Annotated in this window: 24 protein-coding genes and 3 tRNA genes; 8 read left to right on the forward strand and 19 right to left on the reverse strand. The window is 70.8% G+C overall.

Annotated features, from left to right (window positions below):
* Positions 1-184 precede the first annotated feature (184 nt).
* Entirely contained in the window at positions 185-1,153 is a 969-nt protein-coding gene (locus ABIA32_RS19260; protein WP_370096744.1) for a DMT family transporter, read from the forward strand.
* Here the strand turns inward: ABIA32_RS19260 and ABIA32_RS19265 are convergent.
* The 7 genes from ABIA32_RS19265 to purS form a co-directional block, all read right to left on the reverse strand.
* Positions 1,095-1,850, reverse strand: coding sequence for a hypothetical protein (locus tag ABIA32_RS19265; RefSeq protein ID WP_370096746.1), 756 nt, complete (start codon positions 1,848-1,850; stop codon positions 1,095-1,097). The genes ABIA32_RS19260 and ABIA32_RS19265 overlap by 59 nt on opposite strands.
* Positions 1,851-1,995: 145 nt before the next feature.
* Positions 1,996-2,568 carry a transglutaminase domain-containing protein gene (locus tag ABIA32_RS19270; protein ID WP_370096748.1) on the reverse strand — a complete coding sequence of 191 codons (573 nt, stop codon included), beginning with the start codon at positions 2,566-2,568 and terminating at the stop codon, positions 1,996-1,998.
* A gap of 194 nt (positions 2,569-2,762) precedes the next feature.
* Positions 2,763-3,638, reverse strand: coding sequence for an RNA polymerase sigma-70 factor (locus ABIA32_RS19275; protein ID WP_370096750.1), 876 nt, complete (start codon positions 3,636-3,638; stop codon positions 2,763-2,765).
* Entirely contained in the window at positions 3,635-4,192 is a 558-nt protein-coding gene (locus ABIA32_RS19280; RefSeq protein ID WP_370096752.1) for a carboxymuconolactone decarboxylase family protein, read from the reverse strand. Before ABIA32_RS19280 ends, ABIA32_RS19275 begins: the two co-directional genes overlap by 4 nt.
* 148 nt (positions 4,193-4,340) lie before the next feature.
* The gene (gene purL, locus ABIA32_RS19285; RefSeq protein ID WP_370096754.1) at positions 4,341-6,596 is read right to left on the reverse strand and encodes a phosphoribosylformylglycinamidine synthase subunit PurL; all 2,256 of its coding nucleotides are present in this window, start codon (positions 6,594-6,596) and stop codon (positions 4,341-4,343) included.
* Entirely contained in the window at positions 6,596-7,276 is a 681-nt protein-coding gene (gene purQ / locus ABIA32_RS19290; RefSeq protein WP_370096756.1) for a phosphoribosylformylglycinamidine synthase subunit PurQ, read from the reverse strand. Before purQ ends, purL begins: the two co-directional genes overlap by 1 nt.
* A complete protein-coding gene (gene purS, locus ABIA32_RS19295) occupies positions 7,273-7,539 on the reverse strand; it encodes a phosphoribosylformylglycinamidine synthase subunit PurS (protein WP_370096758.1) in 267 nt (88 codons plus the stop codon). Before purS ends, purQ begins: the two co-directional genes overlap by 4 nt.
* A 369-nt stretch (positions 7,540-7,908) precedes the next feature.
* Here purS and ABIA32_RS19300 point away from each other — a divergent pair, with 369 nt between their 5' ends.
* The 4 genes from ABIA32_RS19300 to ABIA32_RS19315 all read left to right on the forward strand — a co-directional run bounded on the left by ABIA32_RS19300 (position 7,909) and on the right by ABIA32_RS19315 (position 8,815).
* Positions 7,909-8,235 (forward strand): Lsr2 family protein, encoded by a 327-nt coding sequence (locus tag ABIA32_RS19300; protein ID WP_370096760.1) that lies wholly within the window; start codon positions 7,909-7,911, stop codon positions 8,233-8,235.
* Positions 8,236-8,398: 163 nt separating this feature from the next.
* Positions 8,399-8,470, forward strand: a tRNA-Gly gene (locus ABIA32_RS19305).
* Positions 8,471-8,564: 94 nt separating this feature from the next.
* Positions 8,565-8,640: transfer RNA gene (locus ABIA32_RS19310), tRNA-Gly, on the forward strand.
* A gap of 99 nt (positions 8,641-8,739) precedes the next feature.
* Positions 8,740-8,815, forward strand: a tRNA-Gly gene (locus ABIA32_RS19315).
* A 159-nt stretch (positions 8,816-8,974) separates the two neighbouring features.
* Here the strand turns inward: ABIA32_RS19315 and ABIA32_RS19320 are convergent.
* The 4 genes from ABIA32_RS19320 to purD all read right to left on the reverse strand — a co-directional run bounded on the left by ABIA32_RS19320 (position 8,975) and on the right by purD (position 15,029).
* Positions 8,975-9,880 (reverse strand): phosphoribosylaminoimidazolesuccinocarboxamide synthase, encoded by a 906-nt coding sequence (locus tag ABIA32_RS19320; protein ID WP_370096762.1) that lies wholly within the window; start codon positions 9,878-9,880, stop codon positions 8,975-8,977.
* 139 nt (positions 9,881-10,019) lie between these two features.
* Entirely contained in the window at positions 10,020-11,516 is a 1,497-nt protein-coding gene (locus ABIA32_RS19325; protein WP_370096764.1) for a N,N-dimethylformamidase beta subunit family domain-containing protein, read from the reverse strand.
* Positions 11,517-11,702: 186 nt separating this feature from the next.
* Positions 11,703-13,208: a hypothetical protein gene (locus tag ABIA32_RS19330; protein WP_370096994.1), complete on the reverse strand. Its 1,506-nt coding sequence runs from the start codon at positions 13,206-13,208 to the stop codon at positions 11,703-11,705.
* A 567-nt stretch (positions 13,209-13,775) separates the two neighbouring features.
* Positions 13,776-15,029 carry a phosphoribosylamine--glycine ligase gene (gene purD / locus ABIA32_RS19335; protein WP_370096766.1) on the reverse strand — a complete coding sequence of 418 codons (1,254 nt, stop codon included), beginning with the start codon at positions 15,027-15,029 and terminating at the stop codon, positions 13,776-13,778.
* A gap of 293 nt (positions 15,030-15,322) precedes the next feature.
* Here purD and ABIA32_RS19340 point away from each other — a divergent pair, with 293 nt between their 5' ends.
* Positions 15,323-16,114 (forward strand): SLATT domain-containing protein, encoded by a 792-nt coding sequence (locus tag ABIA32_RS19340; protein WP_370096768.1) that lies wholly within the window; start codon positions 15,323-15,325, stop codon positions 16,112-16,114.
* A gap of 223 nt (positions 16,115-16,337) precedes the next feature.
* Here ABIA32_RS19340 and ABIA32_RS19345 read toward each other — a convergent pair whose 3' ends face one another.
* From ABIA32_RS19345 to ABIA32_RS19370, 6 genes are all read right to left on the reverse strand, one after another.
* Complete coding sequence (locus tag ABIA32_RS19345; RefSeq protein WP_370096770.1) at positions 16,338-16,985, reverse strand: hypothetical protein; 648 nt, start codon at positions 16,983-16,985, stop codon at positions 16,338-16,340.
* A 41-nt stretch (positions 16,986-17,026) separates the two neighbouring features.
* A complete protein-coding gene (locus tag ABIA32_RS19350) occupies positions 17,027-17,779 on the reverse strand; it encodes a GntR family transcriptional regulator (protein WP_370096772.1) in 753 nt (250 codons plus the stop codon).
* 177 nt (positions 17,780-17,956) lie between these two features.
* The gene (locus ABIA32_RS19355; protein ID WP_370096774.1) at positions 17,957-19,330 is read right to left on the reverse strand and encodes an aspartate aminotransferase family protein; all 1,374 of its coding nucleotides are present in this window, start codon (positions 19,328-19,330) and stop codon (positions 17,957-17,959) included.
* Between the two features lie 79 nt (positions 19,331-19,409).
* Entirely contained in the window at positions 19,410-19,868 is a 459-nt protein-coding gene (locus ABIA32_RS19360; protein WP_370096776.1) for an N-acetyltransferase family protein, read from the reverse strand.
* A gap of 12 nt (positions 19,869-19,880) precedes the next feature.
* Complete coding sequence (locus ABIA32_RS19365; RefSeq protein ID WP_370096778.1) at positions 19,881-20,501, reverse strand: GNAT family N-acetyltransferase; 621 nt, start codon at positions 20,499-20,501, stop codon at positions 19,881-19,883.
* Positions 20,502-20,643: 142 nt separating this feature from the next.
* Positions 20,644-21,930, reverse strand: a complete 1,287-nt coding sequence (locus ABIA32_RS19370; protein ID WP_370096780.1) for an adenylosuccinate synthase — start codon at positions 21,928-21,930, stop codon at positions 20,644-20,646.
* Between the two features lie 132 nt (positions 21,931-22,062).
* On the opposite strand from ABIA32_RS19370, the gene ABIA32_RS19375 reads away from it, so the two are divergent.
* Both ABIA32_RS19375 and ABIA32_RS19380 read left to right on the forward strand, forming a co-directional pair.
* Positions 22,063-22,878: a diacylglycerol kinase gene (locus ABIA32_RS19375; protein WP_370096782.1), complete on the forward strand. Its 816-nt coding sequence runs from the start codon at positions 22,063-22,065 to the stop codon at positions 22,876-22,878.
* Between the two features lie 277 nt (positions 22,879-23,155).
* Positions 23,156-24,076, forward strand: a complete 921-nt coding sequence (locus tag ABIA32_RS19380; RefSeq protein WP_370096784.1) for a class I SAM-dependent methyltransferase — start codon at positions 23,156-23,158, stop codon at positions 24,074-24,076.
* A gap of 40 nt (positions 24,077-24,116) precedes the next feature.
* On the opposite strand, the gene ABIA32_RS19385 is transcribed toward ABIA32_RS19380, so the two are convergent.
* Both ABIA32_RS19385 and ABIA32_RS19390 read right to left on the reverse strand, forming a co-directional pair.
* Positions 24,117-25,340 (reverse strand): cytochrome P450, encoded by a 1,224-nt coding sequence (locus ABIA32_RS19385; protein ID WP_370096786.1) that lies wholly within the window; start codon positions 25,338-25,340, stop codon positions 24,117-24,119.
* A 13-nt stretch (positions 25,341-25,353) separates the two neighbouring features.
* Entirely contained in the window at positions 25,354-25,773 is a 420-nt protein-coding gene (locus tag ABIA32_RS19390) for a DUF3151 domain-containing protein (protein WP_370096788.1), read from the reverse strand.
* Positions 25,774-25,789 lie beyond the last annotated feature (16 nt).

The raw sequence follows: 25,789 nt of genomic DNA on the forward strand, positions 1-25,789 counted from the left end.
GCGCGAGGAACTGCGCGACAAGCCACCGACATGCAGTTGGTCCTCAACGTGCAGGGCCGTCCGTACTGGGTGGGTTTCTCGCGCAGTTCCTCGCGCCCCTGACGGCTGAAGCTGGCGGGATGTAAGTACTGTCGTGGCGTTTTACCGCTTGCCACGCGCAGCGCCGCGCAGGAACCCTGAAGGGGTGACCACCGATCGCATCACCGCCCCCACCAGGACCACCGCCGACGCACCCGCCCCCCGCAGGTCCGCGCGCCTCGCGGCCGGCGCCGCCGGGTTGACCGTCGTGCTCTGGGCGTCCGCGTTCGTCGGGATCCGCTCCGCCGGGCACGATCTCTCGCCCGGCGCGCTCGCACTGCTGCGGCTCCTGGTGGCCAGCATCCTGCTCGGCGGCATGGTGCTGGTGCGGCGCGAGCCGCTGCCCGCGCGGCGGGACCTGCCGCGCATCGTGATCATCGGCGTGATCTGGTTCGGCGCCTACAATGTCATGCTCAACGCCGCGGAGCAGCGAGTCGACGCGGGGACGGCATCGATGCTGGTCAACGTCAGCCCGATCCTGATCGCGCTGATCGCGGGAGTGGTCCTGCGCGAGGGCCTGCCGAAGTCGCTGCTGCTCGGCATGCTGGTCTCCTTCTCCGGCGTGCTGGTCATCGGCTTCGGCTCCTCGCGTGGCGGCGGGGCCGACTTCCTCGGGGTAGTGCTGTGCTTCGCCTCCGCCGTCGCCTACGCCTCGGCGGTGATCATCCAGAAGCCGGTGTTGACGCGGGTCTCGGCGCTGCAGATGACCTTCCTCGCCTGCGCGGTCGGCACCGTCGCCTGCCTCCCGTTCGCGCCACAGCTGATGCACGAGATCCCGAAGGCCCACACCTCGGCGCTCGCCTGGGCGATCTACCTCGGCGCCGCGCCGACCGCCGTCGCCTTCACCACCTGGGCCTACGCCCTCGCCCGGACCAGCGCGGGCCGACTCGGCGTCACGACCTACCTGGTGCCGCCGATCTCGATCCTGCTGGGCTGGCTGATGCTGAGCGAGACACCGACGTGGGTCGCCGTGGGCGGCGGGCTGCTCTGCCTCGGCGGTGTGGCCGTGGCCCGGTTCAGCGGGCGGTCGGTACCGGCGTCCCCGAAGCGATCGTCTGGCGCAGCCGCCGATTGACCTGACGGGTGTGCGTCGCGAGCGCGAGCAGGCTCGCGCCCGTCACCACCGACCCGGCCAGGCCGAGCCCCGCTCCGAACGCCTCCCGGCCGCCGGTCAGCGGCGCGAAGGCGGTGTACGGGTCGTCCGCGCGCACCTGGATCGACACCGTGCTTCCCGGCGTCCCTTCCACCGGGAGCTGCCGATCGCGCACGGTGGTGCCGTCAGCGGTCCAGCTGCCGGAGCACTTGAGCGGGTGATGGCCCTGGCCGGTGTCGCGGTGACACTCGGCGACGGTGGCGGTAACCGCGACGGTCGGGGTCAGCACGGGGCCGAAGACGTTGGCGGCGAAGGTCAGCAGGAACGTCCCCAGGAAGAGCCCGAACCCGGTGCCGCAGCCGATGCCGCGCCGGGTTCCGGGGGTCGCGTTGAGGAAGAGGCCGGTCGGGATCGCCCGTAGCAGCGCCGTCGGCGCGAGCAGCAGCGTGCCGAGGATCTGCCCGAAGGTCCAGGCGCTGTCCGGCTTGATCGCCGTGATCGGCCAGGACGTGATGCTCAGCGCCAAGAGGGCCCAGAACGGCACCGCGAGCACCCGACGGAACGTCCGTGCCTTGCGGGCGCGGAAGACGACGAGGGGCGGCGGCTCGCCCATCGGGACGGGCGGCGGGACGAACGCGTAGCCGCGTTGCGGCAGCTGGGGCATCTGCGGCGTCGCCATGGGTGGTGCTCCTTCGTTCCGTGCGCGCGGGGCCGGTCCCCGTCCAGGGCCGGCCCGCGCATCGGGAACCTGTCACGTTTTTCGCGACAACGTCAACGCCGGGTTGACGTTGTCCCGATATTCAGGACAGCTCCTGCCTGCGCCCTCACTCCGGCAGCTCGCTCGGCAGGTAGGCGTAGCCGCCCTCGCCCGGCACCGCCAGCTCCAGCGCGCGGAGCAATCCCTGCGGCGGAGCCGCGTAGACGCCGGGGTAGTCCACCTCCCCGATCTCCCCCCGCACCGGCCAGGCCAGCCGCTCACGCTCCAGGTCGTACCGGGCGTCCACACCCTCCCGGTTTCCCCGCGCGTCCAACCGCGCCCAGCGCCCGCCGAGATGGACGGCGACCAGGCCGTGCAGCACGAAGCCGCCCTCGCCGTCCTCCAGCCGTTGGTAGCAGAGCCCCGTCGGGACAACCTGGGCCCGCAGCAGCGCGGCCAGCAGATGGGACTTGCCCAGGCAGATCGAGTTGCGCGCCGCGAGTACCTCCGACGCGCGGAACGCCGCGCTGTACGCGCCCGCGTCGGCGGAGTGCAACACCTCGTCGCGGACGAAGAGGTACGCGGCCTCCGGCGTGGCCAGCTCGGCCGCGACCCGCCGGATCTCCGGATGCCGATGGTCGATCATCTCGTCCGCCGCCAGGTACGCGTCGAGATCGTCGGTCACAGGTTGAAGGATCATGACGAAGACTCTGACGGCGGGCCTCGGCTGCCACCGGGAATTCCAGTGGCCGAGACTCCGGACCCGCGCCGATCGTGAACGCCATGACCACCGCACCCCGCCCCGTCGCCCTGCTCACCGGTGCCGGGTCGCCTTCCTGCTCTCCCCCGCCGGGGGCTGGATCAACGGTCAGCTCCTGCAGAGCGACGGCGGCTTCACGGGGTGGCGACGTGGGTCAGCTTGTCCGGGTTGCGGATCAGGCGGATGGCCTCGATCGCGCCGTGCTCGTCCAGGTCGACGGTGAAGACGTCGTCCGCGACTCCGGCCGAGGTGATCAGCATGCCCGGCTTGCCGTTGACGTCGACCTGATGGACCGCCATGTCGGGGATAGGCCGCTGCAGCACCCCGAGGATCCAGCGGGCGACCTTCTCCGCGCCGTGGACCGGGCGGAGCGCGGCACGGATCTTGCCGCCGCCGTCGGACCAGACGGTCACGTCGGGCGCGAGCAGCTCCATCATCCGGTTGATGTCCCCGCCGACGCAGGCTGCGAGGAACTCGTCGGTGACGGCCCGCCGGGTTTCGGACGGGGCGTCGTAGCGCGGGCGGCGCGCCTGCACATGGTTCCGTGCCCGGCTGCCGACCTGCCGGACGGAGGCCTCGCTGCGGTCGACCATCCCGGCGATCTCGCCGAAGGAGAAGCCGAAGATCTCCTTGAGCAGGAAGACCGCGCGCTCCAGCGGCGAGAGCGTCTCCAGCACGACGAGCATGGCCAGCGAGACCGACTCCGCCTGCTCGACGTCGCCGCTGGCATCAGGCGCGGTCACCAGCGGCTCCGGCAGCCACGGGCCGACGTAGGACTCGCGCTGCACGGCAGCGGACTGCAGCCGGTTGAGGGAGAGGTTGGTGACGGTCCGCGCGAGATACGCGCGGGGCTGGGTGATCGCGTCGGCATCGACGGAGCTCCACTTCAGCCAGGCGTCCTGGACGATGTCCTCGGCGTCGGCGGCGCTGCTGAGCATCCGGTAGGCGATGCCGAAGAGCGTTCCCCGGTGCTCTTCGAACGTCTTGAGTGCGTCGGTGTCAGTCGTCACGCCTCCGACGGTATCGCGCAGCGGTCCGAGAATCCCTGACCCACCAGCCCGAAAGCCGAGTTGACCCGGGATCGGAAGTTCTCGACGGCGACCATCACGGTCAGTTCGACGAAGGCGGGCTCCCCGAGCAGCTTGGTCAGCCGCGCCGCCATCTCGTCGGTGACCGCCGGCTCGGTCTCGGTCATCGCCTCGGCGTACTCCATCACGGCGCGCTCCAGCTCGGTGAAGACCTCGCGTTGCTCGCGCCAGGCCGGGACGGCGCGCAGCTTCTCCGCCGGGATGCCGAGCTTGTGCGCCTCCCAGTAGCCGAAGTCCATGCACCAGGAGCAGCCGATCCGCGCCGAACAGGCCATGACGGCCAGCTCCTTGAGGGCGGGGTCGAGCTTGTTCCACGTGGCGACCTTGCGCTCGAACCCGGCGATGCCGAGCAGCACCCGGGTGTTGTGCGCGTACGCCTTGGCGGGGTCGAGGACTTCGCCGTAGGTGCGCCGGGAGTACCACTCGGTGAGGCGGTAGAACACCGTGCGGGGCGGGGTCAGCGAGATGCGGGCCATGGTCGTCGTCTCCTTAGCCGGGGCCCCTCGGCGGGGCTTCCTCAGGGGGGACAGGACGGGCCGCGCGAACGTGACACGGGCCCCACCGCCGCAGCGGTGGGGCCCGTGATCAGCCTCGGACAAGGGCTGGTGTCCGGCAAGCGGCGCCTCAGGCGAGCAGCGCCTCGATCACGCCGGTGTTCGCGTCGCGCAGTTCGTCGAGCGACAGGGTGAAGTGGCCCTGGAGCTCGATCGAGTCGCCGTCCACGACGCCGATGCGGGTGGCCGGGAGACCCCGGACGCCGCACATCTCGGTGAAGCGGAGCTCCTCGCTGCGCGGGATCGCCACGATCGCACGGCCCGCGGACTCCGAGAAGAGGAACACGAACGGGTCGAGCTCCTCGGGAACGACGAGCCGGACGCCATTGCCGCCGCGCAGGGCGCTCTCGGTGAGCGCCTGGATCAGGCCGCCGTCGGAGAGGTCGTGCGCCGCGTCGATCATGCCGTCGCGCGAGGCGGCGATCAGAATCTCGGCGAGCAGCTTCTCGCGCTGGAGGTCCAGCTTCGGCGGCAGGCCGCCGAGGTGGTCGTGGGCCAGCTGCGCCCAGGCCGAACCGCCCAGCTCGTCGGCCGTGTCGCCGAGGAGGTAGACCAGCTGGCCCTCCTCCGCGAAGGCGATCGGCGTGCGGCGGGTGACGTCGTCGATGACGCCCAGCACGGCCACGACCGGCGTCGGGTGGATCGCCTCGGTGCCCGTCTGGTTGTAGAGCGAGACGTTGCCGCCGGTGACCGGGGTGCCGAGCTCCAGGCAGCCGTCCGCGAGACCACGGGTGGCCTCGGCGAACTGCCACATGACCTCGGGGTCCTCCGGGGAGCCGAAGTTGAGGCAGTCGGAGACGGCCAGCGGCTTCGCACCCGTCGCGGCCACGTTGCGGTAGGCCTCGGCCAGCGCGAGCTGGGCACCGATGTACGGGTCGAGCTTCGTGAAGCGGCCGTTGCCGTCCGTGGCGATGGCGACGCCGAGATCGGTGGACTCGTCGACGCGGATCATGCCGGAGTCCTCCGGCTGCGCCAGCACCGTGTTGCCGAGCACGAAGCGGTCGTACTGGCTCGTGATCCAGCTCTTGTCCGCCTGGTTCGGCGACGAGACCAGCTGCAGCACCGTGGCGCGCAGCTCCTCGCCCGTCGCCGGGCGGGCCAGCCGCTCCGCCGTCGGGGCGTCGGCCTGGAGCGCGTCCTGCCAGCTCGGGCGGTGGTACGGACGCTCGTAGACCGGGCCGTCGTGGGCGACGGTGCGCGGGTCGACGTCGACGATCTTCTCGCCGTGCCAGAAGATCTCCAGCCGGTCGCCGTCGGTGACCTCACCGATGACGGTGGCGGTGACGTCCCACTTCTCGCAGATCGCGAGGAAGCGCTCGACCTTGGCCGGCTCGACGACTGCGCACATGCGCTCCTGCGACTCGCTCATGAGGATCTCCTCAGGAGTCAGCGTCGCGTCGCGCAGCGGGACGTCGTCCAGGTCGCAGCGCATGCCGCCGGAGCCGTTGGACGCCAGCTCGCTGGTCGCGCAGGAGAGACCAGCCGCGCCGAGGTCCTGGATGCCGACGACGAGCTGCTCGCGGAAGGCCTCCAACGTGCACTCGATGAGCAGCTTCTCCTGGAATGGGTCGCCGACCTGGACCGCCGGGCGCTTGCTCGGCTTCGTCCCGTCGAAGGTCTCCGAGGCCAGGATCGACGCGCCGCCGATGCCGTCGCCGCCGGTGCGGGCGCCGTAGAGGACGACCTTGTTGCCGGGCCCTGACGCCTGCGCCAGGTGGATGTCCTCGTGCTTCATCACGCCCACGGCCAGGGCGTTGACCAGCGGGTTGCCCTGGTAGCAGGAGTCGAAGACGACCTCGCCGCCGATGTTCGGCAGGCCCAGGCAGTTGCCGTAGCCGCCGATGCCGGCCACGACGCCGGGCAGCACGCGCTTGGTGTCGGGGTGGTCGAACGCGCCGAAGCGCAGCGGGTCCATCACCGCGACCGGGCGGGCGCCCATCGAGATGATGTCGCGCACGATGCCGCCGACGCCGGTGGCCGCGCCCTGGTAGGGCTCGACGTAGGACGGGTGGTTGTGCGACTCGATCTTGAAGGTGACCGCGTAGCCCTGGCCGACGTCGACGACGCCGGCGTTCTCGCCGATGCCGACCAGCATCGCGTCGGACTGCGGGGCCTTCTCGCCGAACTGGCGCAGGTGCACCTTGCTCGACTTGTAGGAGCAGTGCTCGGACCACATCACCGAGTACATGGCCAGCTCGGCGCCGGTGGGACGACGGCCCAGGATCTCGCGGATCCGCAGGTACTCGTCCTCCTTGAGGCCGAGCGCGGCCCAGGGGAGCTCGACGTCCGGGGTGGCCGTCGCGTTCTTGACGGTGTCGAGAGTCATCAGGCGTTCACCAGCCGCTTGAGGATCGAGGTGAAGAAGCCGGTGCCGTCCGTGCCGCCGGTGCCGACCATCGGGTCGACGGCGTGCTCCGGGTGCGGCATCAGGCCGACGACGTTGCCCGCGGCGTTCGTGATGCCGGCGATGTCGTTGATCGAGCCGTTCGGGTTGCCGTCGAGGTAGCGGAAGACCACCCGGCCCTCGGCCTCGAGCTCGTCGACCGTGCGACGGTCGGCGGTGAAGCGGCCGTCCATGTTCTTCAGCGGGATCATGATCTCCTGGCCCGACGCGTAATCGCTGGTCCAGGCGGTCCCGTTGTTCTCCACCCGCAGCTTCTGGTCGCGGCAGATGAAGTGCAGGTGGTTGTTGCGCAGCATCGCGCCGGGCAGCAGGTGCGACTCCGTCAGCACCTGGAAGCCGTTGCAGATGCCGAGGACGGGCATGCCCGCCTTGGCCTGCTCGATGATCGTGGTCATCACCGGCGAGAAGCGCGAGATCGCGCCGGCCCGCAGGTAGTCACCGAAGGAGAAGCCGCCGGGCAGGACCACCGCGTCGACCTGGTGCAGGTCGGTGTCGCGGTGCCAGAGCGCGACCGGCTCGGCCCCGGCCAGCCGCACCGCGCGCTGCGCATCGCGGTCGTCGAGGCTGCCGGGGAAGGTGACGACGCCGACCCTGGCGGTCACTGGCCCTCCTCGACGGGCACGGTCTCGACGCGGACGGTGAAGTCCTCGATGACGGTGTTGGCGAGGAAGGTCTCGGCTGCCTGGTGGATGCGGGCGAGCGCGGCGTCGTCGACCGGGCCCTCCACCTCCAGCTCGAAGCGCTTGCCCTGGCGGACGTCGGCGATCCCCTCGAAGCCCAGGCGCGGCAGCGCACGCTGTACCGCCTGGCCCTGCGGGTCGAGGATCTCCGGCTTGAGCATGACGTCGACAACGACGCGTGCCACGGGTACTCCCGGTGATGAGTGGTGCGGGGGGAGTTCCCAGACTACCGGGGTCACGATGCGAACCTGGAGACTCGTCCAGTGCGACGCGCGTAGATCAGCGAATCGTGCGGAGGTTCACACAAATTGCTACCGATGGGTAGTGGCCGGGCGCCCGCTCGGGACGCCCGCCGAGGACGCCCCACGACACACCTACCAAAAATGCACGATTCTGAGGTTTCGCACCGGTATCGGAGCGGTACCGAAACGACACGAAAATAGCGTCGAAATAACTTGCCTCTTCGATTTCAGGGGCTCCGGGGGGCAGAATGGCAACGCCGGTCGCGACCAGCACCTGCGGTCGCACGGCAATGCCCGAGAGGATTGGCTTCCATGGCTCAGCGCGTTGTGGTCACGCTCTCCGACGATCTGGACGGAGGCGTCGCCGAGGAAACGGTTCAGTTCGGACTCGACGGAAAGTCGTACGAGATCGACCTGTCCACCAAGAACGCGGAGAAACTCCGCGCCGCGCTCGCGCCCTATGTGCAAGCAGGCCGCAAGCAGGCGCGTGGCGCCGCGGTCAAGGCGGCCCCCCGACGGACCGAGATCGCGCCCGACCCGGCGACGGTCCGCGCCTGGGCCCAGTCCCGCGGGATCGACCTTCCCGCCCGTGGCCGGCTGCCCAAGCACGTCTACGAGGCCTTCGCTCAGGCGAGCTGACGGGACAGGCTGACGGAACAGAGGGCCGATTGCCTATGATTTTTCCGGCAATTCGGACATACCGCCCCGCCGTGGTGATCACGGCCCGCGAGATGGGCTAATGTTCTTCTCAGCGGAACGCACCGCAGGCAGGCCGAAAGGCCGGCTCGGCGGGGCGGCTCTCGCAGGTGTAGCTCAGTAGTAGAGCGTCCCTCTTCCAGGGGGAAGGCACAGTGTGCAATCCCTGTCACCTGCTCGACTCTGCTCACCTCGACAAAGGTCGGCGAAGGCCACCGGCGGATGAGGTAGAGTGGGGTGCACCGAAGCTCCAGGGCTGAGGTGAGCATCATGCGGACGTGGCTCAGTTGGTAGAGCATCACCTTGCCAAGGTGAGGGTCGCGAGTTCGAATCTCGTCGTCCGCTCCAGCGCGAAGGGCGCCTCTTCGGAGGCGCCCTTCGTTCGTTCCGGTCCGGCCGGAGCACCGCCGGGGATGTTGTAGAGTTGGTTCCGCCGGAAACGGCAGTGCGGACGTGGCTCAGTTGGTAGAGCATCACCTTGCCAAGGTGAGGGTCGCGAGTTCGAATCTCGTCGTCCGCTCCAGGCGCCCCTCGGGGCGCCTTTTTCATGCCCTCGTCCAGTTGCACCATCAGGGGCGCGAGGAACTGCGCGAGAAACCACCGTGTGCGGATGGCCCTGCACATTGAGGACCATCTGCTCATCGGTGGCTTGTCGCGCAGTTCCTCGCGCCCCTGACGGGGCTTACGCCCAGCTCTGACCCGTGAGGCGTTCGAACGCCTCGATGTAGCGGGCGCGGCTCTGCGCGATGATCTCCGCCGGCAGCGCGGGCGGCGGCTCCTCGGAGCGCGGGTCCCAGCCCGAGGCGGGCGAGGCCAGCCAGTCGCGGATGAACTGCTTGTCGAAGGACGGCTGCGCGTGGCCCGGCTCCCAGGCGTCGGCCGGCCAGAAGCGGGAGGAATCCGGGGTCAGCACCTCGTCGCCGAGGACCAGGCTCTCGCCGTCCTCGCCCAGGCCGAACTCGAACTTGGTGTCCGCCAGGATGATGCCGCGCTCGCGGGCGATGTCCCTGGCCCGGCCGTAGACGGCGATGGTCGTCTGCCGCAGCTGCGCCGCGATGTCCGCGCCGACCCGGCGGGCGACCTCCTCGTAGGGGACGTTCTCGTCGTGCTCGCCGACCTCGGCCTTGAGCGCCGGGGTGAAGATCGGCGCGGGCAGCTCGGAGCCGTCCACCAGGCCCTCGGGCAAGGTGATCCCGCAGACCGTGCGCTGCGCCTTGTACTCGACCAGGCCCGAACCGGTCAGGTAGCCGCGGGCGACACACTCCACCGGGAGCATGGTCAGACTGCGGCAGATGAGCGTGCGGCCCTCCCACTCCGCCGGCGCACCGGCCGGGACCTCGGTGGAGACCACGTGGTTGGGGACGATGTCCGCGAGGCGCTCGAACCACCAGAGTGAGAGCTGCGTCAGGATCCGGCCCTTGTCCGGGATGTTCGTCGGCAGCACCCAGTCGAAGGCGGAGGTGCGGTCGCTGGCGACCATCACCAACTGGCCCGCCTCGTCGCGATAGAGGTCGCGCACCTTTCCGGTGTGCAGGTGGATCAGGCCGGGCACCTGCACCGGCTCGGGCTTCTCGACAAATCCGCTCAAGGTGGTTCCCTCGGGACTTCAAGACAGGGGTCTTTTTGGGTGGGTGGCCGTCCCTGAGTCTTTCATGCGCCGGGCCGGCCAGCGGCAATGCACCGTTCCAGCACCACCCCCTCACCGCCCCAGCACCGCCCCGGCACGGTCAGTGCACCTTGCAGATACGATCCAGCAGATTGGCCGTGGCCCGCTGGATCCGCTCGTCGGTGTGGCCGGGACGGTCCAGCGCGGGCGACCAGGCGAAGGTGCCGCTGGCGAAGACGTGGGCCCCGCTGGGCGCGCGGTAGAGCGAGGTCTCCTGGTGCCGGGCGACGCCCTTGGCGTCCCGGTAGGGCGAGTGGGCCAGCAGCACGCGCTCGGTCGAGACCGGCAGCGGGACACGCGGGAAGTAGCGGTCCGACTCCCCCGCGACCAGTCCCGGCAGGGCGTCGCCGTCCTGGAGGCCGGTGCCCTCCCAGAGCCAGTGGTCGGTGTTGTGCACGACCATCGGGACCGGCTCGGGCACCCGGCCCGCGTACTGGATGCCCATCACCTGCTGCTCCGGCTCCCCGAGCTCGCGCCAGAGCACGCTGGGCGGCGCGTCGGCCTGGCGCTTGCTGCAGGTCAGCAGCCGGTCAGGGTCCCCGGACGGGCCCGGGTGGAGCTGGACCTGCCAGTACATGGTGTTGGCGGAGAGGAAGACGAGCGAGGTGCCGCCGTCGCGGGCCTCCTCGACGGCGCGGCGCATCGGCGCGGACCAGTACTCGTCGTGGCCGGGGAAGACCAGGCCCCGGTAGCGGTTCGGATCGATGCGGCCGGCATGCAGGTCGGTGGCGTTGGCATAGGCGAGGTCGTAGCCGTAGCGCTCGGCCCAGCGGATGAAGTCGTAGGCGTGGCCGATGTGCAGGGGCAGCCCGGCGCCGGCGTAGGGGCGGTCGAAGGAGACCGTCGTCGCCGCCTCCTCCTCCCCGAACAGCTCGCCCTTCTCGTTCCAGGCGTGGTAGAGACTGGCGCCGGTCCGGCCGTCCTCCGGGTAGAGGTTGTACGCCTGCCAGGTGACGTCGGGCAGGAGCAGCAGCAGGTCGGCGTCCCGCCCGGCCCGGACGGTGAAGGGGATGTGGCTGCGGTGCCGGTGGTCGGCCGTCGTCAGCACGGCGACGTGCGCGCCCGGGGTCCAGTGCGTCGGGATCTGCAGCCGCCAGGACATCCACCAGTGGTGGCAGGAGACCGTCCGCCCGGCGACCAGCGGCGGCGGCTGCACCAGGCCGGAGACGCGGGGGCTCGCGGCCACGTGCCGTGCGCCCGCACCGCCGTAGTGGCCGATCCGGTAGACGTCGACGGTGAACTCCTGCGGCGGGTTGACGCTGACGCGCAGGTCGAGCGAGCCGCCGAGGTCGGTGGCACCGGCGGCGAAGCCCTTGATCTGGCCGCCGACGTCGTCGGAGGTGCGCGGGCGGCCGAGGGCGGGCCGTGGGTCGTAGTCGGGCGCGCGTCGGGCGGCCGGGAGCAGCGCCGGGTCTACGTACCAGGGGACCATGAGGCCGGTGTCGTCGAAGTACTGGTCGGCGCCGCGGAGCCACGGCAGGGGGCCTTGGCCGAACGGGTCGGTCACCCCGTGCGCGAGCGCGCCGGACTCCCAGCGGCGGGTCTGCTCTGCACCCACTGCCCCCGCTCCCCTCCTGGGACCTGGCTCCCACGGAACTGACGAACTGTTATGCGAGGCTCCGTTACCGTGCGCTGCCGGGAACTCACCGGCAGTATGTCCATCGTAAGCACAGCTGCGGCTTCATAGCAGTGGCCGAGGTGGAGGTTGACGCTCCGTCACCATGCTGTTGCTCCCTCGCCGTCGTCACCGCAGTCGGGCGGGGCGGTCGGGGGTGATGCCCAACTCCTCCAGCCAGGCGCGGAGCGGCTGCTCATCCCCGTGTTCGACCGCGAGCGCGACGGGCGCGCCCAGATCGGTACGGCGACGGCCGTCGACCAGCAGCACCGGCCCGTCCAGCCAGTCCAGCCCCGGCTCGGCTCGGCCCGACTCGACGGCGGCCCGGCAGACGAGTGCCTGGAGGCCGTCGGCGACGGCGTCCCGACCGCTGCGGGCGGCGGGCAGGGGCCCGCGCTGCGCCTCGACCTTCGCGGCCAGCGCCTCGCCGTCGTCGCGCAGGGCCCGGAGCGCGGCGGAGAGAGCGACGAGCGCCGCGGCCGATTCCGCGCCCGCGCCAACGGCCGCAAGCAGCGCGGCGGACTGGTTGCGCCACTGGCGCAGCACGATCTCGTGGGGGTAGTCCGCCCAGTCCAGGCCGCGATCTTCCGCCGCCGGGGCGGGCGCGGCGACGGGACCGGCGTAGAAGAGCTCGGCGGCGAGGAAGGAGGTGGCCTCGTCGATCCGGCCCGGTTCCTCCAGCAGATCGCAGGCGGGGCGCTCACCCAGGCGGCTCTCGAAGCCCTCCGCGAGGCGGTCGCGCCGGGAGAGCTCGGTCAGCGCGGAGACGACGCCGGCGTTGAGCCGCGTCGGGCAGCGGCCGAGCCGCCAGGCGGGCAGCGCGACCCTGGTCAGCAGCCGGTCCCAGCCCGCGTAGGCGAGGCCGACTTGCTCCTGGGCGGCGATCCGCTGCCCGTAGTCGACCTGCCGCGCCCGCTCGGACGCCCAGCCGGCGACGGCGCGCTCCAGCTCGGCCGCGTGGCCGCGCGAGCGGCGCAGCAGCCAGCGGGCGGGTATGGACGCCCAGACCCCGCGCCGCCCCTGGTGCGCGCCGAGGAGCGCGTCCAGCCCGTGGGTGAAGCGCCGGGCAGCGGAGATCTCCGGATCGAGCGAGCAGGCGGCCCCGGCGACGACCGGCGCGAGCAGCGCGCGCAGCTCGGCGACGCGCATCCACCACAGGAAGGGCGAGCCGACGACGAGTGTGGGCGGCGCGGGCGTCCGTCCGCCGGGTGCCGCCTCGTCCTCCAGCCAGCTGTCACAGTCCGGCGTCAGCGCGACGGCGCCGGGCGCGGGCACCTCCATCCGCTCGGCGAGCTCGCGCACCAGCCGGTAGAACTCCGGCGCGTCGCGCTCGGCGAGCAGCACGGCGGGCGTCCGCGAGGGCCGCGCCCTGCGCAGGGCCGCGGCGAAGGCGGCAGCCCAGCCGAGGGTGAGCAGCGCGACGGCGACGACGGCGTACCTGGCCACGTCCCAGGCCCCCGCGTCGGCGCTGCCGGCCGCGCCGAGCCGCCCGGTGAACCGCCCGGCGATCAACACGGCGGCGACAGCCGCGGGCACCGCGGCGGCGGCGAGCGCGAGCCCGCGCAACCGGAGGATCGCTGCGGCGCGGGCGACCGCGGCGTCAGCGCCTGTTCCCATGCCCATGCTGCTGCCCATGCTGCCCATGGCTCGGATCACCCCCTACCGCCGACGAGAAATCGAGCCGTTGTGGCTTTCGCACGTCCTACGCCCCTGTCCGATCCGACGCACGAGCCCGGCCCGGTGTTCCTGCCTCGGCCCGGAACCACTCGGATCAGTGATTCCCTGTGGACCGCAGCTTCCCCCCTGGCGTGGTGGTGTACCCGCGCAGGCGACCCCCGCGCTCCGGGGAGCGCGCCGGTCCTGGGCACCATACGGCGGCGTGCGGCGATGCGTCAGCCGGATGCGGTTCCCATCACCCGAAGGAATGTGCGGGTGGGCTAAACGCTGCGCGCTGGGCGTTCGTCTGCTTTCCGCCTGTGGCATTGGGCCGAAGCGGGGAGATCAGCCAGGCAGCACCCCAAGCCGCGGGGCTCTGCTGATCTGCGGCTACGTCGGAGGGACGTTGCAGCACCTCAGGGGCGCGGGGAACTGCGCGAACAACCACCCTGTGCGGATGGCCCCGCTCGTTCGGCGGCCCAGCTCCCCGGGTGGCTTGTCGCGCGGTTCCGCGCGCCCCTGGGTGGTGCAACTACCTCAGGTGCCTCAGAGTCCAGCAGCCTTAGCCGCGATGTCACTGCGGTGGTGGGAGCCCTGGAGGGTGATCTTGGAGACCGCGTCGTACGCGCGGGCGCGGGCCTGGGTGAGGTCCTTGCCGGTCGCCGTCACGGAGAGTACGCGGCCGCCCGCGCTCAGGACCGTCTCGCCGTCGTCGGCGAGGCGCGTGCCCGCGTGGAGGACGTAGGCCGTGCCGTCCGCCGACTCCGCCTCGGCGAGGCCGCCGATCGGGTCGCCGGAGCGCGGCGCAGCCGGGTAGCCCTCCGAGGCCACGACCACCGTCACCGCCGCGCCGTCACGCCAGCGCAGCTCGGGGAAGGTCGCCAGGTGGCCGGTCGCCGCCGCGTACAGCAGGCCGCAGAGGGGGGTCTTCAGGCGCGCCAGCACGACCTGCGTCTCCGGGTCGCCGAAGCGCGCGTTGAACTCGATCACGCGCACCCCGCGCGAGGTGATCGCCAGACCGGCGTAGAGCAGACCGGAGAACTCCGTGCCACGACGCCGCAGCTCGTCGACGGTCGGCTGGAGGACCATCTCCTGGACCTCCTCGACCAGCTTCGGGTCCGCCCACGGCAGCGGCGAGTACGCGCCCATGCCGCCGGTGTTCGGGCCCGCGTCGTCGTCGCCGACGCGCTTGAAGTCCTGGGCAGGCTGCAGCGGGACGACCGTCGTGCCGTCGGTGACCGCGAAGAGGGAGACCTCGGGGCCGTCGAGGAACTCCTCGATGACGACGCGCTCGCAGCTCGCCGCGTGGTCGAGGGCCTCCTGGAGGTCCTCCGTCACGACGACGCCCTTGCCGGCCGCCAGGCCGTCGTCCTTGACGACGTACGGCGGGCCGAAGGCGTCCAGCGCCTCGGCCGCCTCCTCGGCGGTGGTGCAGACGTAGGAGCGCGCGGTGGGAACGCCTGCCGCGGCCATCACGTCCTTGGCGAACGCCTTGCTGCCCTCCAGCTGGGCGGCCTCGCCGCTCGGGCCGAAGACGGGGATGCCGCGCCCGCGGACGGCGTCGGCGACGCCCGCGACGAGCGGGGCCTCCGGACCGACGATGACGAACTCGGCGCCGAGCTCCACGGCGAGGTCGGCAACGGCCCGGCCGTCCAGCTGGTCCACGGCGTGGACCTGGGCGACCGCGGCGATGCCGGCGTTGCCGGGCGCGCAGTGCAGGGAGGTGACTTCGGGATCGAGCGAGAGCGCGCGGCACAGGGCGTGTTCGCGGGCGCCGCCGCCGATGACAAGGACCTTCACAGCACAAGAGCCTAGTGCCTGCCGCAGGCGACCCGGCCCGCGCGAGGCGAAATGTCACGACGAAAGCGACAATTCGCAACAATTCGGCAACCGGTCAGATCCGTGCCTCGATTGCACCCCCTCGTACGGGTGAGATGTAAATCAGCCGCAGGGAGTGCGATCATCGCGCCGACCTTGCAGAACCTCCACGATTTCGCACAACAATCCGACCCGAACCGCCACCACGGTCAGCCATTTGGCGGTAAGAAGTATCTCTTGGAAGCCGAGCAGGCCGAAGGACAGGGAGTTCCACGGTGAGCCAGCCGGAGATGCAGCCCGAGGAATCCTCCTGGGGCAAGGAGGCCGGGGCTGAGGACACATCAGCCGCCCCCGCTCCCGCCGTGCCCGCGCCGCGCTCGGCAGGCAGCGGCCATGATCTGAGCGTTCGCCAGTTCCCCCTGGGCGACTGGGGCGAGCCGGCCGAGCGGCTGGAGGAGCTCTACCGCTGGTCCGAGGAGCGCGCGGTCGAGGCGATCGACTGGTACCACCGCGACCGCCGCTGGAAGCGCAGGGGCGCGCGGATCCTGCGCGGCCTCGCGGCGGTGCTGGGCGCGGGCGGCGCGGTACTGCCGCTGGTCGCCCTGACGGGCGTGTGGAAGGCCGGTCACGACTGGGGCTACGTGCTGCTGGTGCTGGCCGCCTGCTGCGTGCTTGCGGACCGGGTCTTCGGGCTGACCAGCGGCTGGATGCGCGACATCAGCACGGCGCAGGCGCTGCAGCGGCGGCTGGAGGCGTTCCAGTTCGACTGGGCCTCCGAGTGCGTGCGCGAGGTGCTGGGCCCCACGGAGGGGACGGCGAGCGAGGCGGCGGAGCGCTGCCTGGGCGTGCTGCGGCGGTTCTGCGAGGACGTGTCGGACATGGTCCGCACGGAGACCTCGGAGTGGATGCTGGAGTTCCGCGCGTCGATGACACAGCTGCCGACGCAGGCCGCGGGCGTCTGGGGCGGCCGCGTCGAGGGCGCCGGCGCGCAGGTTCGCGTCCTCCCCACGATGGGCAGCCGCCCGACGATGCCACGGCAGAGGCCCCCGGAGTCCCCGCTGCGCTAGGCAGACGCACCTCGGGGAAGTTGCAACCACCCGGGGGCGCGAGGCTCTGTTCGATGAACTGCATGCGCGAGAAACCACTGACAGGGGGTACCCCCGGCCGAAGGCTGGGGGAGGATGGCCCTGCGCGTTCGGGGCTCTACCTGCGCGGGTGGCTTGTCGCGCATGCAGTTCAACGAGCAGAGCCCCGCGCCCCTGAAGGTGCAACTACATGCGGGAGCGAAGGCTAGGCGAAGACGATCATGGAGCCCTGGGCCAGCGCGCGCGTCGCCGCGGCGTGGAGGCCGATCCAGGCGTGGCGTTCGCGGGCGTAAGGGCCGTCCTGGCCCGGTGGGGGGAAGGCCGGGCCCTCCAGCGTCGTCGGCGCAACCGGGCGGACCGGGACCGGGGGGAGCTGGTGGTCGATGCCGATGTGCGGGGCCACCGACTCCAGCTCCTTCAGGAGCCTCTGCACGGAGCCCAGTGGGCCGCCCGTCGCCAGCAGGGCGTCGTCCACCACCGGCACGTCGAAGTCCAGCGGGACGTACGCCCCCGCATGGTCGAAGTGCCACACCAAGTGGCTCTGCTCCGCCGTCGCCTCGAACATCTCCAGCAGCTGCTCGTAGTCCCCGCCGAGCTCGTCCACCGGCGTCACGTCCAGGCCGGTCAGCTGAAGCAGGTACGCGCGTCGCAGAAAGTGCAGCGACTCGTAGTCGAACGCCGCCACCGGCTCGACATCCCCGCTCAGGCCGGGCATGTACTGGAAGACCGGCACGGCCGGCAGGCCCGCCGCCGCGAGGGACGCGTTGTAGATCTCCAGATCCTCGCCGAACGGATTGTCAGGGCTGAGCACCAGCAGGTCGACCAGTGGGACGAGCCAGATGTCGCAGGCCAACACGCTCTCCTGAACGATCTAGGGGCCGGGGCCCGTCCACCCTACTGCGTCGTTCGAGGCGACGTGTCCGGTTCGCGCGGGGTCGGGACCTGCGCCAAGGAGCGGCCGCACAGCACGGACATCTGCCGCAGCGACTCCTCGTTGTAGTCGCGGAGCATCGCATGCACCGATTCGACGTCGCGGGCCTCGATCAGGTCGACCAGCTCCAGGTGGCGGGACCAGCAGAACGAGGCGATGTCCTCACGGCCGCGCAGGTACCCGGCAGCGAAGATCCAGTACTGGACCCGGAGCCAGTCCAGGTAGTCGCTGATCCGCCGGTTGCCGGTGAAGGCCCCGAGCTCGCCCCAGAACCGCCGGTCGCAGCCGACCAGGACGTCCAGATGCCCCCCGCGGGCCGCCCGGACCGCCGCGTCGGCGCGGCGGCGCAGGGAGGGGACGGACGCCCAGTCGAAGCCGGACCAGCGCTGGTCGACCCGGCGGAACACACCGTCGATGACCAGCGAGCGGGCCTCGACGATGTCCACGAAGTCGTCCCAGGTGAAGCGGGGGACGGCGAAACCGCGGCCGGGCTCGACGACGAGCATCCCCTGGGCCGCCAGGTCGACCAGGGCCTCGCGGACCGGCGTCGCCGATACGCCGTAGAGATCGGCGATCTCCTTGACGGTGAAGTGGCGGCCCGCGCCGAGGCGGCCTGCCATGAGTTCGTCGCGGAGGGCGCCCGCGACCTGCTCGCGCAGCGAGCTGCGCTGGACCACGGGAGCGAACGGGCGGTCGGTGGCTCTGCCAGATGGCATGACCAAATCCTCCGCTTCGCACGTCTTCGCGGAGATCATCCGCATACTGCCGGTCCAGGCCCCCCAATGGTAAGGCCCCGCACCCCCCACTCGGAGGGGTTGCGGAGCCGAAATGGTGTAGACCAAGTCACGAGCCGATTAAGGCCGGCCCGCAGAGGCGCCAGGAAGCGTCGCAGGTCAGACCGTGTGGGCGTCGGTCAGGGTGAGAACCTCGTCGAGGATCGCCAGACCCTCCTTGGCCTCGGCCTCGGAGACGTTGCACGGCGGCACGACATGGAAGCGGTTCATGTTGGTGAACGGCCACAGACCGCGCTGCTTGCACGCCGCCGCCAGCTCGGCCATCGGCGCGTTGGCGGCGCCGGCCGCGTTGTACGGGGTGATCGGCTCGCGGGTCTCGCGGTTCTTCACCAGCTCGACGGCCCAGAAGACGCCCAGGCCACGGACCTCGCCGATGGACGGGTGGCGCTCGGCCATCGCGCGGAGCTCCGGGCCGATCACGGTCTCGCCGATGTGCTTGGCGTTCTCGACGATGCCCTCGTCGGCCATGGCGTTGATCGTCGCCACGGCGGAGGCGCAGGCCAGCGGGTGGCCGGAGTAGGTCAGGCCGCCGGGGAACGGGCGCTCGGCGAAGGTCGCCGCGATCTCGCCGCTGATGGCGACACCGCCCAGCGGCACGTAGCCGGAGTTGACGCCCTTGGCGAAGGTCAGCAGGTCGGGGGTGACACCCCAGTGGTCGGCGGCGAACCACTCGCCGGTGCGGCCGAAGCCGGCCATGACCTCGTCCAGGATGAAGACGATGCCGTAGCGGTCGCAGATCTCGCGCACCCCGGCGAGGTAGCCGGCCGGGGGGATGAGGATGCCGGCCGTCCCGACGACGGTCTCCAGGATGATCGCGGCGACGGTCTGCGGACCCTCGAAGGCGATGGTCGCCTCCAGGTGCGCCAGCGCGCGCTCGCACTCCTGCGCCTCGTTCTCGGCGTGGAAGTTGGAGCGGTAGGCGTACGGGCCCCAGAAGTGGACGATGCCGGAGACGCCGGTCTCGTTCGGCCAGCGACGCGGGTCGCCGGTCAGCGCGATCGCGTTGGCGGTGGCGCCGTGGTACGAGCGGTAGGTGGCGAGCACCTTCTGGCGGCCGGTGTGCAGACGCGCCATGCGGATGGCGTTCTCGTTGGCCTCGGCGCCGCCGTTGGTGAAGAAGATCTTGTCCAGGTCGCCGGGCGTGCGCTCGGCGATCAGGCGTGCGGCCTCGGAGCGGGCCTCGATCGCGAAGGCCGGCGCGAAGGTGCAGAGCTTGGCGGCCTGCTCCTGGATCGCGGCGACGACCTTCGGGTGCTGGTGACCGATGTTGGTGTTGACCAGCTGGGAGGAGAAGTCGAGGAAGCGCTTGCCCTCGTAGTCCCAGAAGTACGAACCCTCGGCCCCGGCCACGGCGAGGGGGTCGATCAGGGACTGCGCCGACCACGAGTGGAAGACGTGGGCACGGTCGGCAGCCTTGACCGCCTGTCCGAGTGCCGGGTCTGCGCTGATTTCCGAGGCTGGGGAGATCGTCATGCGCACCAGCGTATTTTCGGGCCGACCGCCCCCGGAACCGACAGCCTGTCTAGTGATCCGGAGGCAGGGCGACAGGCTGTCAGCCGCTCTCGTTCACCGGCATGACGTAGAGCAGGAAGGGTGTCTTCTCGCCGTTGCGGTCGTAGACGGCGCGGGCCCGGTAGTTGTCGTCGGCGGTGTTCCAGCGGATCTGGTACCAGCCACGCGCGCGGCCGATCCGGCGCAGCTCGGCGAGGATCGCGTCGACGGTGCCGCCGCCCCGGTGGGCCGGGTCGACGAAGAGGTCGTGCAGAAAGCCCCGGGTGCCGCGCAGCGGCGAGTGGTCCGGGCTGAAATGGGCCAACCCGATGGCCGTCCCGTCAGCGTCACGCGCGAGCAGACACTCGACAGGGTGGTTTACGTCGTGGATCCAGGCCCAGGACTCGGCGAGCCGCTCCTCGGTCATGTCGACGTGGTAGAACTCGGCATAGCCGATGAAGAGCTCGCGCCAGCGCGAGTGATCGGCCTCTGTGGGCGCGGAGATGACGATGTCCGACATGGTGATGCCCCCTCAGCCCTTGCTCTGCTTCCCGTCCTGGCCCTGCGCGAGACGTTCGGTCAGGCGGGCCTTGGCCGCCGGCCATTCGTCGATGTTCATGCCGAAGTAGACGCTGTCGCGCCAGCTGCCGTCGCCGCGCTGCACCTGCCGTCGCAGCACGCCCTCGCGCTCGGCGCCGAGGCGGGCGATGGCGTTCTGCGAGCGCTCGTTGTTGATGTCCGTCTTCCACTGGACCCGCCCGAAGCCGAGGTCCTCGAAGGCGTGGGTGAGCAGCAGCAGCTTGGCCTCGGTGTTGGCCCCGGTGCGCCAGTGCGAGCGGGCGTACCAGGTCCAGCCGATCTCCAGGCGCTCGTGCTGCTCCTGGATGTCGAGGTAGGCCGTCCAGCCGACGGGCCGCTCGGTGGCCAGGTCGACGACGGCGAAGGCGAGGTAGCGGTCCGGGCCGTTGAGCAGCGTGTCGGCGAAGCCGGCCAGCTCCTCGGCACTGCGCGGGTAGGGGCGGATCCAGCGGAAGACCTCTTCCGCGTGCGCGCCGAGCGAGTCGAACAGCGCGGGGACGTGATCGAGGGTGAGCGGCTCCAGGCGGATGTGACGTCCGGTGAGCACGACGGGCAAGGGGGTCTTCGCGGTCATGCTCGAACGGTAGCCAATTTATGCACTAGTGGCAATCAGATTCTGCACTAGTGCAATGTTCTGCGGGGCGGACATGCAAAAGGCCCCCGCCCGAGAAGGGGCGAGGGCCTGAGCGCAGCGACGCGGACTGCGGACTGCTGGACTAGTCCAGCAGCGAGTGCACCTGGATCGTCTCGGTCCGGCCGGGGCCGACGCCGATGGCGGAGATGCGGCAGCGGGAGAGCTCCTCCAGCGCCTTGACGTAGTCCTGCGCGTTCTTCGGCAGGTCGTCGAAGGTCTGCGCCTTGGTGATGTCCTCGGACCAGCCGGGCAGGTTCTCGTAGATCGGCTTCGCGTGGTGGAAGTCGCTCTGCGAGTGAGGCACCTCGTCGACGCGCTTGCCGTCGACCTCGTAGGCGACGCAGACCGGGATCTCCTCCCAGCCGGTCAGCACGTCCAGCTTGGTGAGGAAGATGTCGGTCAGGCCGTTGATCCTGGTCGCGTAGCGGGCGATCGGGGCGTCGAACCAGCCGCAGCGGCGGTCACGGCCGGTGGTCACGCCGCGCTCGCCGCCGATGCGGCGCAGCGCCTCGCCGTCCGCGTCGAACAGCTCGGTCGGGAACGGGCCCGAGCCGACGCGGGTGGTGTAGGCCTTGAGGATGCCGATCACGCGGTCGATCTTCGTCGGGCCGATGCCGGAGCCGGTGCAGGCGCCGCCCGAGGTCGGGTTGGACGAGGTGACGAAGGGATACGTCCCGTGGTCCACGTCCAGCAGCGTGCCCTGGCCGCCCTCCATCAGCACGACCTTGCCCTGCTCCAGGGCCTGATTGAGGATCAGCGCGGTGTCGGCCACGAAGGGGCGCAGCTTCTCGGCGTAGCCGAGGTACTCCTCCAGGACCAGCTCGGCCGGGATCGCGCGCCGGTTGTAGAGCTTGACCAGGATCTGGTTCTTGTCGTTGAGCGCCGCTTCGATCTTCTGGCGCAGGATGCTCTCGTCGAAGAGGTCCTGCACCCGGATGCCGATGCGGTTGATCTTGTCGGCGTAGGCGGGACCGATGCCGCGACCGGTGGTGCCGATCTTGCGCTTGCCCAGGAACCGCTCGGACACCTTGTCCAGGGTCCGGTGGTACGGGGTGATCAGGTGCGCGTTGCCGGAGATCAGCAGCTTGGAGGTATCCACGCCACGGTCCTGCAGGCCGGCCAGCTCGGAGAGCAGCACGGCCGGGTCGATGACGACACCGTTGCCGATCACCGGGACGCAGTTCGGGCTGAGGATGCCGGACGGGAGAAGGTGCAGGGCGTACTTCTGATCGCCTACGACCACCGTGTGACCGGCATTGTTGCCGCCCTGATAGCGGACTACGTAGTCGACAGAGCCTCCGAGAAGGTCAGTTGCCTTCCCCTTGCCCTCGTCTCCCCACTGAGCGCCGACCAGCACGAGTGCGGGCACAGGCGTACACCCCTTTCGGGCGGGGCAAAACACACGGCGGAAGGTCGCCGCACTGGCCCCGGATAGACCAAGCCCCTGGCGCAAAAGCGCAAGGGGCTCTTACACCGAGAGATTACCCGAGGAAGGACCACGGTGTCGGCTGAGCGTTCGGTGGGCGAGCCCGTGTTGGTCCTGGTCTCCCCGGCGGCGCTGGCTCTGGACGGGGAGTCGGTCCGGGTGGCCAGGGACGTGCTGGGGGCCGCGCTGCCGATGAAGGCCGTCGTGTCGGAGAGCCTGATCGATCTCGAGCGACTGCTGGCCCGACGTGGTCGTCGCCGACCGGTAGTGATCGGCGACGACCGGTACCTGCAACAGGTGGTCCAACTCCTCCACCAGCAGGCGACGCTGGGTGCGGCCCCGGTCGGCCTCATCCCGGTGGGCCGGGGCCACGGGGTCGACCTGGCCCGCGCGCTGGGCGCGGAGACGCGCCCGGTCCAGGCGGCACGCGCGATCGTGAGCGGCGCCGATCGGCGACTCGACCTGCTGGTGGACGACGACGGCGGGGTAGTGCTGGGGGCGGTGCACATCCCCGGCGGGCGTTCGCCGAGGGCGAACAAGGTGGCGTCCGCCTGGTGGACAGAGCTCGGTCGGCGGGTCGCGCGGGTCGTGGCACCGCCGACGGAGCGGGAGGCTGCGCCTCCGCCACTGCGCGTCGAGGCGGACGGCCAGGTTCTGGCCGACCCCGCGCATCCGATGCGTGCGCTGGCTCTGCGGAGCGCGGCGGGGAGCGCGGAGCTGCGGATCAACGGACAGCGGGGGCGGGGTGCGCCGTTGATGGTGCAGGCGCAGCGGGTGACGGTGGGCGGCCGGCTCTTCACGTACGAGGCGGACCATGAACTGAGCGCGCCGGTACGCGAACGCACATGGACGGTGGAACCGTCGGCGTGGTCTCTCAGGGTCCCCGCGTAGAGAAGTTGCAACCACCCAGGGGCGCGGGGCTCTGCTCGATGAACTACATGCACGACACACCACCCTGTGCGGATGGCCCTGCGCGTTCGGATCAGTACCTGTGTGGGTGGATTGTCGCGTAGTTCCCCGCGCCCCCGGAGGTGCACCAGGCACCGGGGCGTGGGAGTTTTGGGAGCGGTGGTCAAAGACGGCTCAGGACTCTTGAAGCCGCGATCGGTGATCTCATAGCCTCGACCGCCCAGACCCTCACCAGGGGTCGATGACGGTCGGAGACTTCGTGATTCCAGAGCAGCCCGCCGCGCTCCCTGCCACCTTGGACGACGTCCGTGGCTGGTTCTTCGGTGTCGACCGGTTCCTGTTCGTGTGGCTGCTCGAGCGCCAGAAGCGCTCCGCGATCGCAGGGGACCTCATCGAAATGGGCGCCTACCTCGGCCGCAGCGCGATCCTGGTGGCCGACTACTTGCGTGACGGCGAGACCTTCACCGTCTGCGACTTGTTCGATTCACCTGCCCCGGATGAGGCGAACTCCGGCGAAATGGACATGTCGTACCGGGACACGCTGACGAGGAAGGCCTTCGAGGCCAACTACCTGGCCTTCCACGACGCGCTGCCGAATGTCATCCAGGCCCCCACGTCCGTCCTCTCGGACGGACGGATCCAGCCGAAGTCGGCCCGGTTCATCCACATCGACGCCTCCCACCTGTATGAGCATGTGATCGGCGACATCCGATTCGCCAAGGAGGCTCTGACGGACGACGGCGTGGTGGTCCTGGACGACTTCCGCTCCGAGCACACCCCTGGTGTCAGCGCCGCGGTCTGGGAGGCTGTGGCCACCTTGGGCCTGATCCCCGTGGTCGTGACGCACAACAAGTTCTACGGCACGTGGGGGGACCCGCACCTGGTTCAGGAGGAGCTGGTCACGGACCTGTCCGGCCATCGCGATCTGACGGTCTACGAGGAGAACGTCCGAGGTCGTCGCCTGGTGCGACTGCGCAGCAAGGCCAGCCTGCAGCCTCCGGCATTCCGACGCTCGCGCGTGTACGACCAGGTCATGGCCGAACGAGCCGTCGAGGCCAAGCGCGGGCGCCGGGCTGAGGCACCGTCGCAACTGTCTCATCGGGCGAAACGCTTCGCCAAAGACTTCCTGCCGCCCGTCGCCACGCGCGCATTGCGCAACGCGCGCCGCACGGACAACTGAGCGGCCGACGCCGCAATGTTGCGGGGGACCCTATGCGTCGTCAGACGGTGACGTCCAGGGACTCCAGGCCCCGGATGACGTAGCCGGGCTTCCAGCGCGGCTCCGCCGCAAGAGTCAGGCCGGGTGCCAGCCGGAGCAGGGCGCCGAAGGACTCGGCGAGCTCCAGGCGGGCCAGCGGGGCGCCCAGGCAGAAGTGGATGCCCGCGCCGAAGGTGATGTGCGGGTTGTCCGGACGGCCCAGGTCGAGGCGGTCGGGGTCGGCGAAGCGGTCGGGGTCGCGGTTGGCGGAGCCGAAGAGCAGGGCGATCTCGCTGCCGCGCGGGATCAGTTGCCCGCCGACCTCGATGTCGTCCAGCACCCAGCGCTCGAACATCTGCAGCGGGGTGTCGTAGCGGAGCAGTTCCTCCACCGCCGTCGGCATCAGCGCCTCCGGCGCGGCCCGCAGCCGGTCCAGCTCCGCCGGGTTGCGGAACAGGGCCCACCAGCCGCTCGCCGTCGTGTTGACCGTCGCCTCGTGGCCCGCGTTGAGCAGCAGCACGCAGGTGGAGATCATCTCCTGCTCGCTGAGCCGGTCACCCGCGTCCAGCACCGCGATCAGCGCGCTGACCAGGTCGTCCCCCGGCTTGGCGCGGCGCTCGGCGATCAGTGCACGCAGGTAGTCGGAGAACTCGACGCTGGCCCGCACCGCGCGCCGCGCGGTCTCCTCGGTCGGGTTCAGCTCGAACATCCCGGTGATGTCGGCCGACCAGGGCCGCAGCAGGCCACGGTCCGCTTCGGGCACGCCCAGCATCTCGGCGATCACGGCCACCGGCAGCGGCTCGGCCACGGCGGCGACCAGGTCCCCGCCCCCGTCGGCCACGAGCGCGCCGGCCAGTTCCTCGGCCAGCCGGCGCACGGTCGGGCGCAGCGACTCGACCATGCGCGGCGTGAACGCCTTGCCGACCAGGCGCCGGATCCGGGTGTGGTCGGGGGCCTCCAGGTCCAGCAGGCCGTTGCCGTTCAGGACATGGAAGGGCTCGTGCTCGGGCGGCGGGGCCTGCCGCCCGAACTCCTCGTGGGTGAAGCGGTGCAGATAGGTACGGCCGAGCCTGCGGTCCCGCAGCAGGGCGTTGACATCCTCGTAGCGGGAGACCAGCCACTGCCCGCTCGGCTCGTACCAGCTGACCGGCGCCTCGGCGCGCAGTCGCGCGTAGGCGTCGTAGGGGTGCGCCACGAACGTGGGCGACCAGGGATCGAAGGCGGCTGCCCCGCTCGTGGCACTCATCAGGCGGCGGCCGTTACTGCTTGAGCTCGGCGTAGGCCTCGGCACTGCTGTCCTGCAGGAACTGCCAGCAACGGGCCGCCTCGTCCGTCTCCTTGATCGCGTCGGCCGCGCGGGCGAGCGCGGCGAGGCAGCGCAGGAAGCCGCGGTTCGGCCGGTGGTCCCACGGGATCGGGCCGTGGCCCTTCCAGCCGGCGCGACGAAGCTGGTCGAGACCGCGGTGGTAACCGGTGCGCGCGAAGGCGTACGACTCGACGACCCGGCCCGCGGTGAACGACTCGTCGGCGAGCTGCGCCCAGGCCAGCGAGAAGGTCGGGAACTGCGCCGCGACGTCGGCCGCGGAGACACCGCCCTCGGCCAGCATGCTGTAGGGCTGTTCCTCCTCCGGCAGGAGGGTGGGCGCAGGTCCGCCGAGCAGGTTCTCGTGAAGGCTCATGCCTGCAGTCTGCCAC

It is taken from the genome of Streptacidiphilus sp. MAP12-20, assembly GCF_041262525.1.
Classification (GTDB): domain Bacteria; phylum Actinomycetota; class Actinomycetes; order Streptomycetales; family Streptomycetaceae; genus Streptacidiphilus.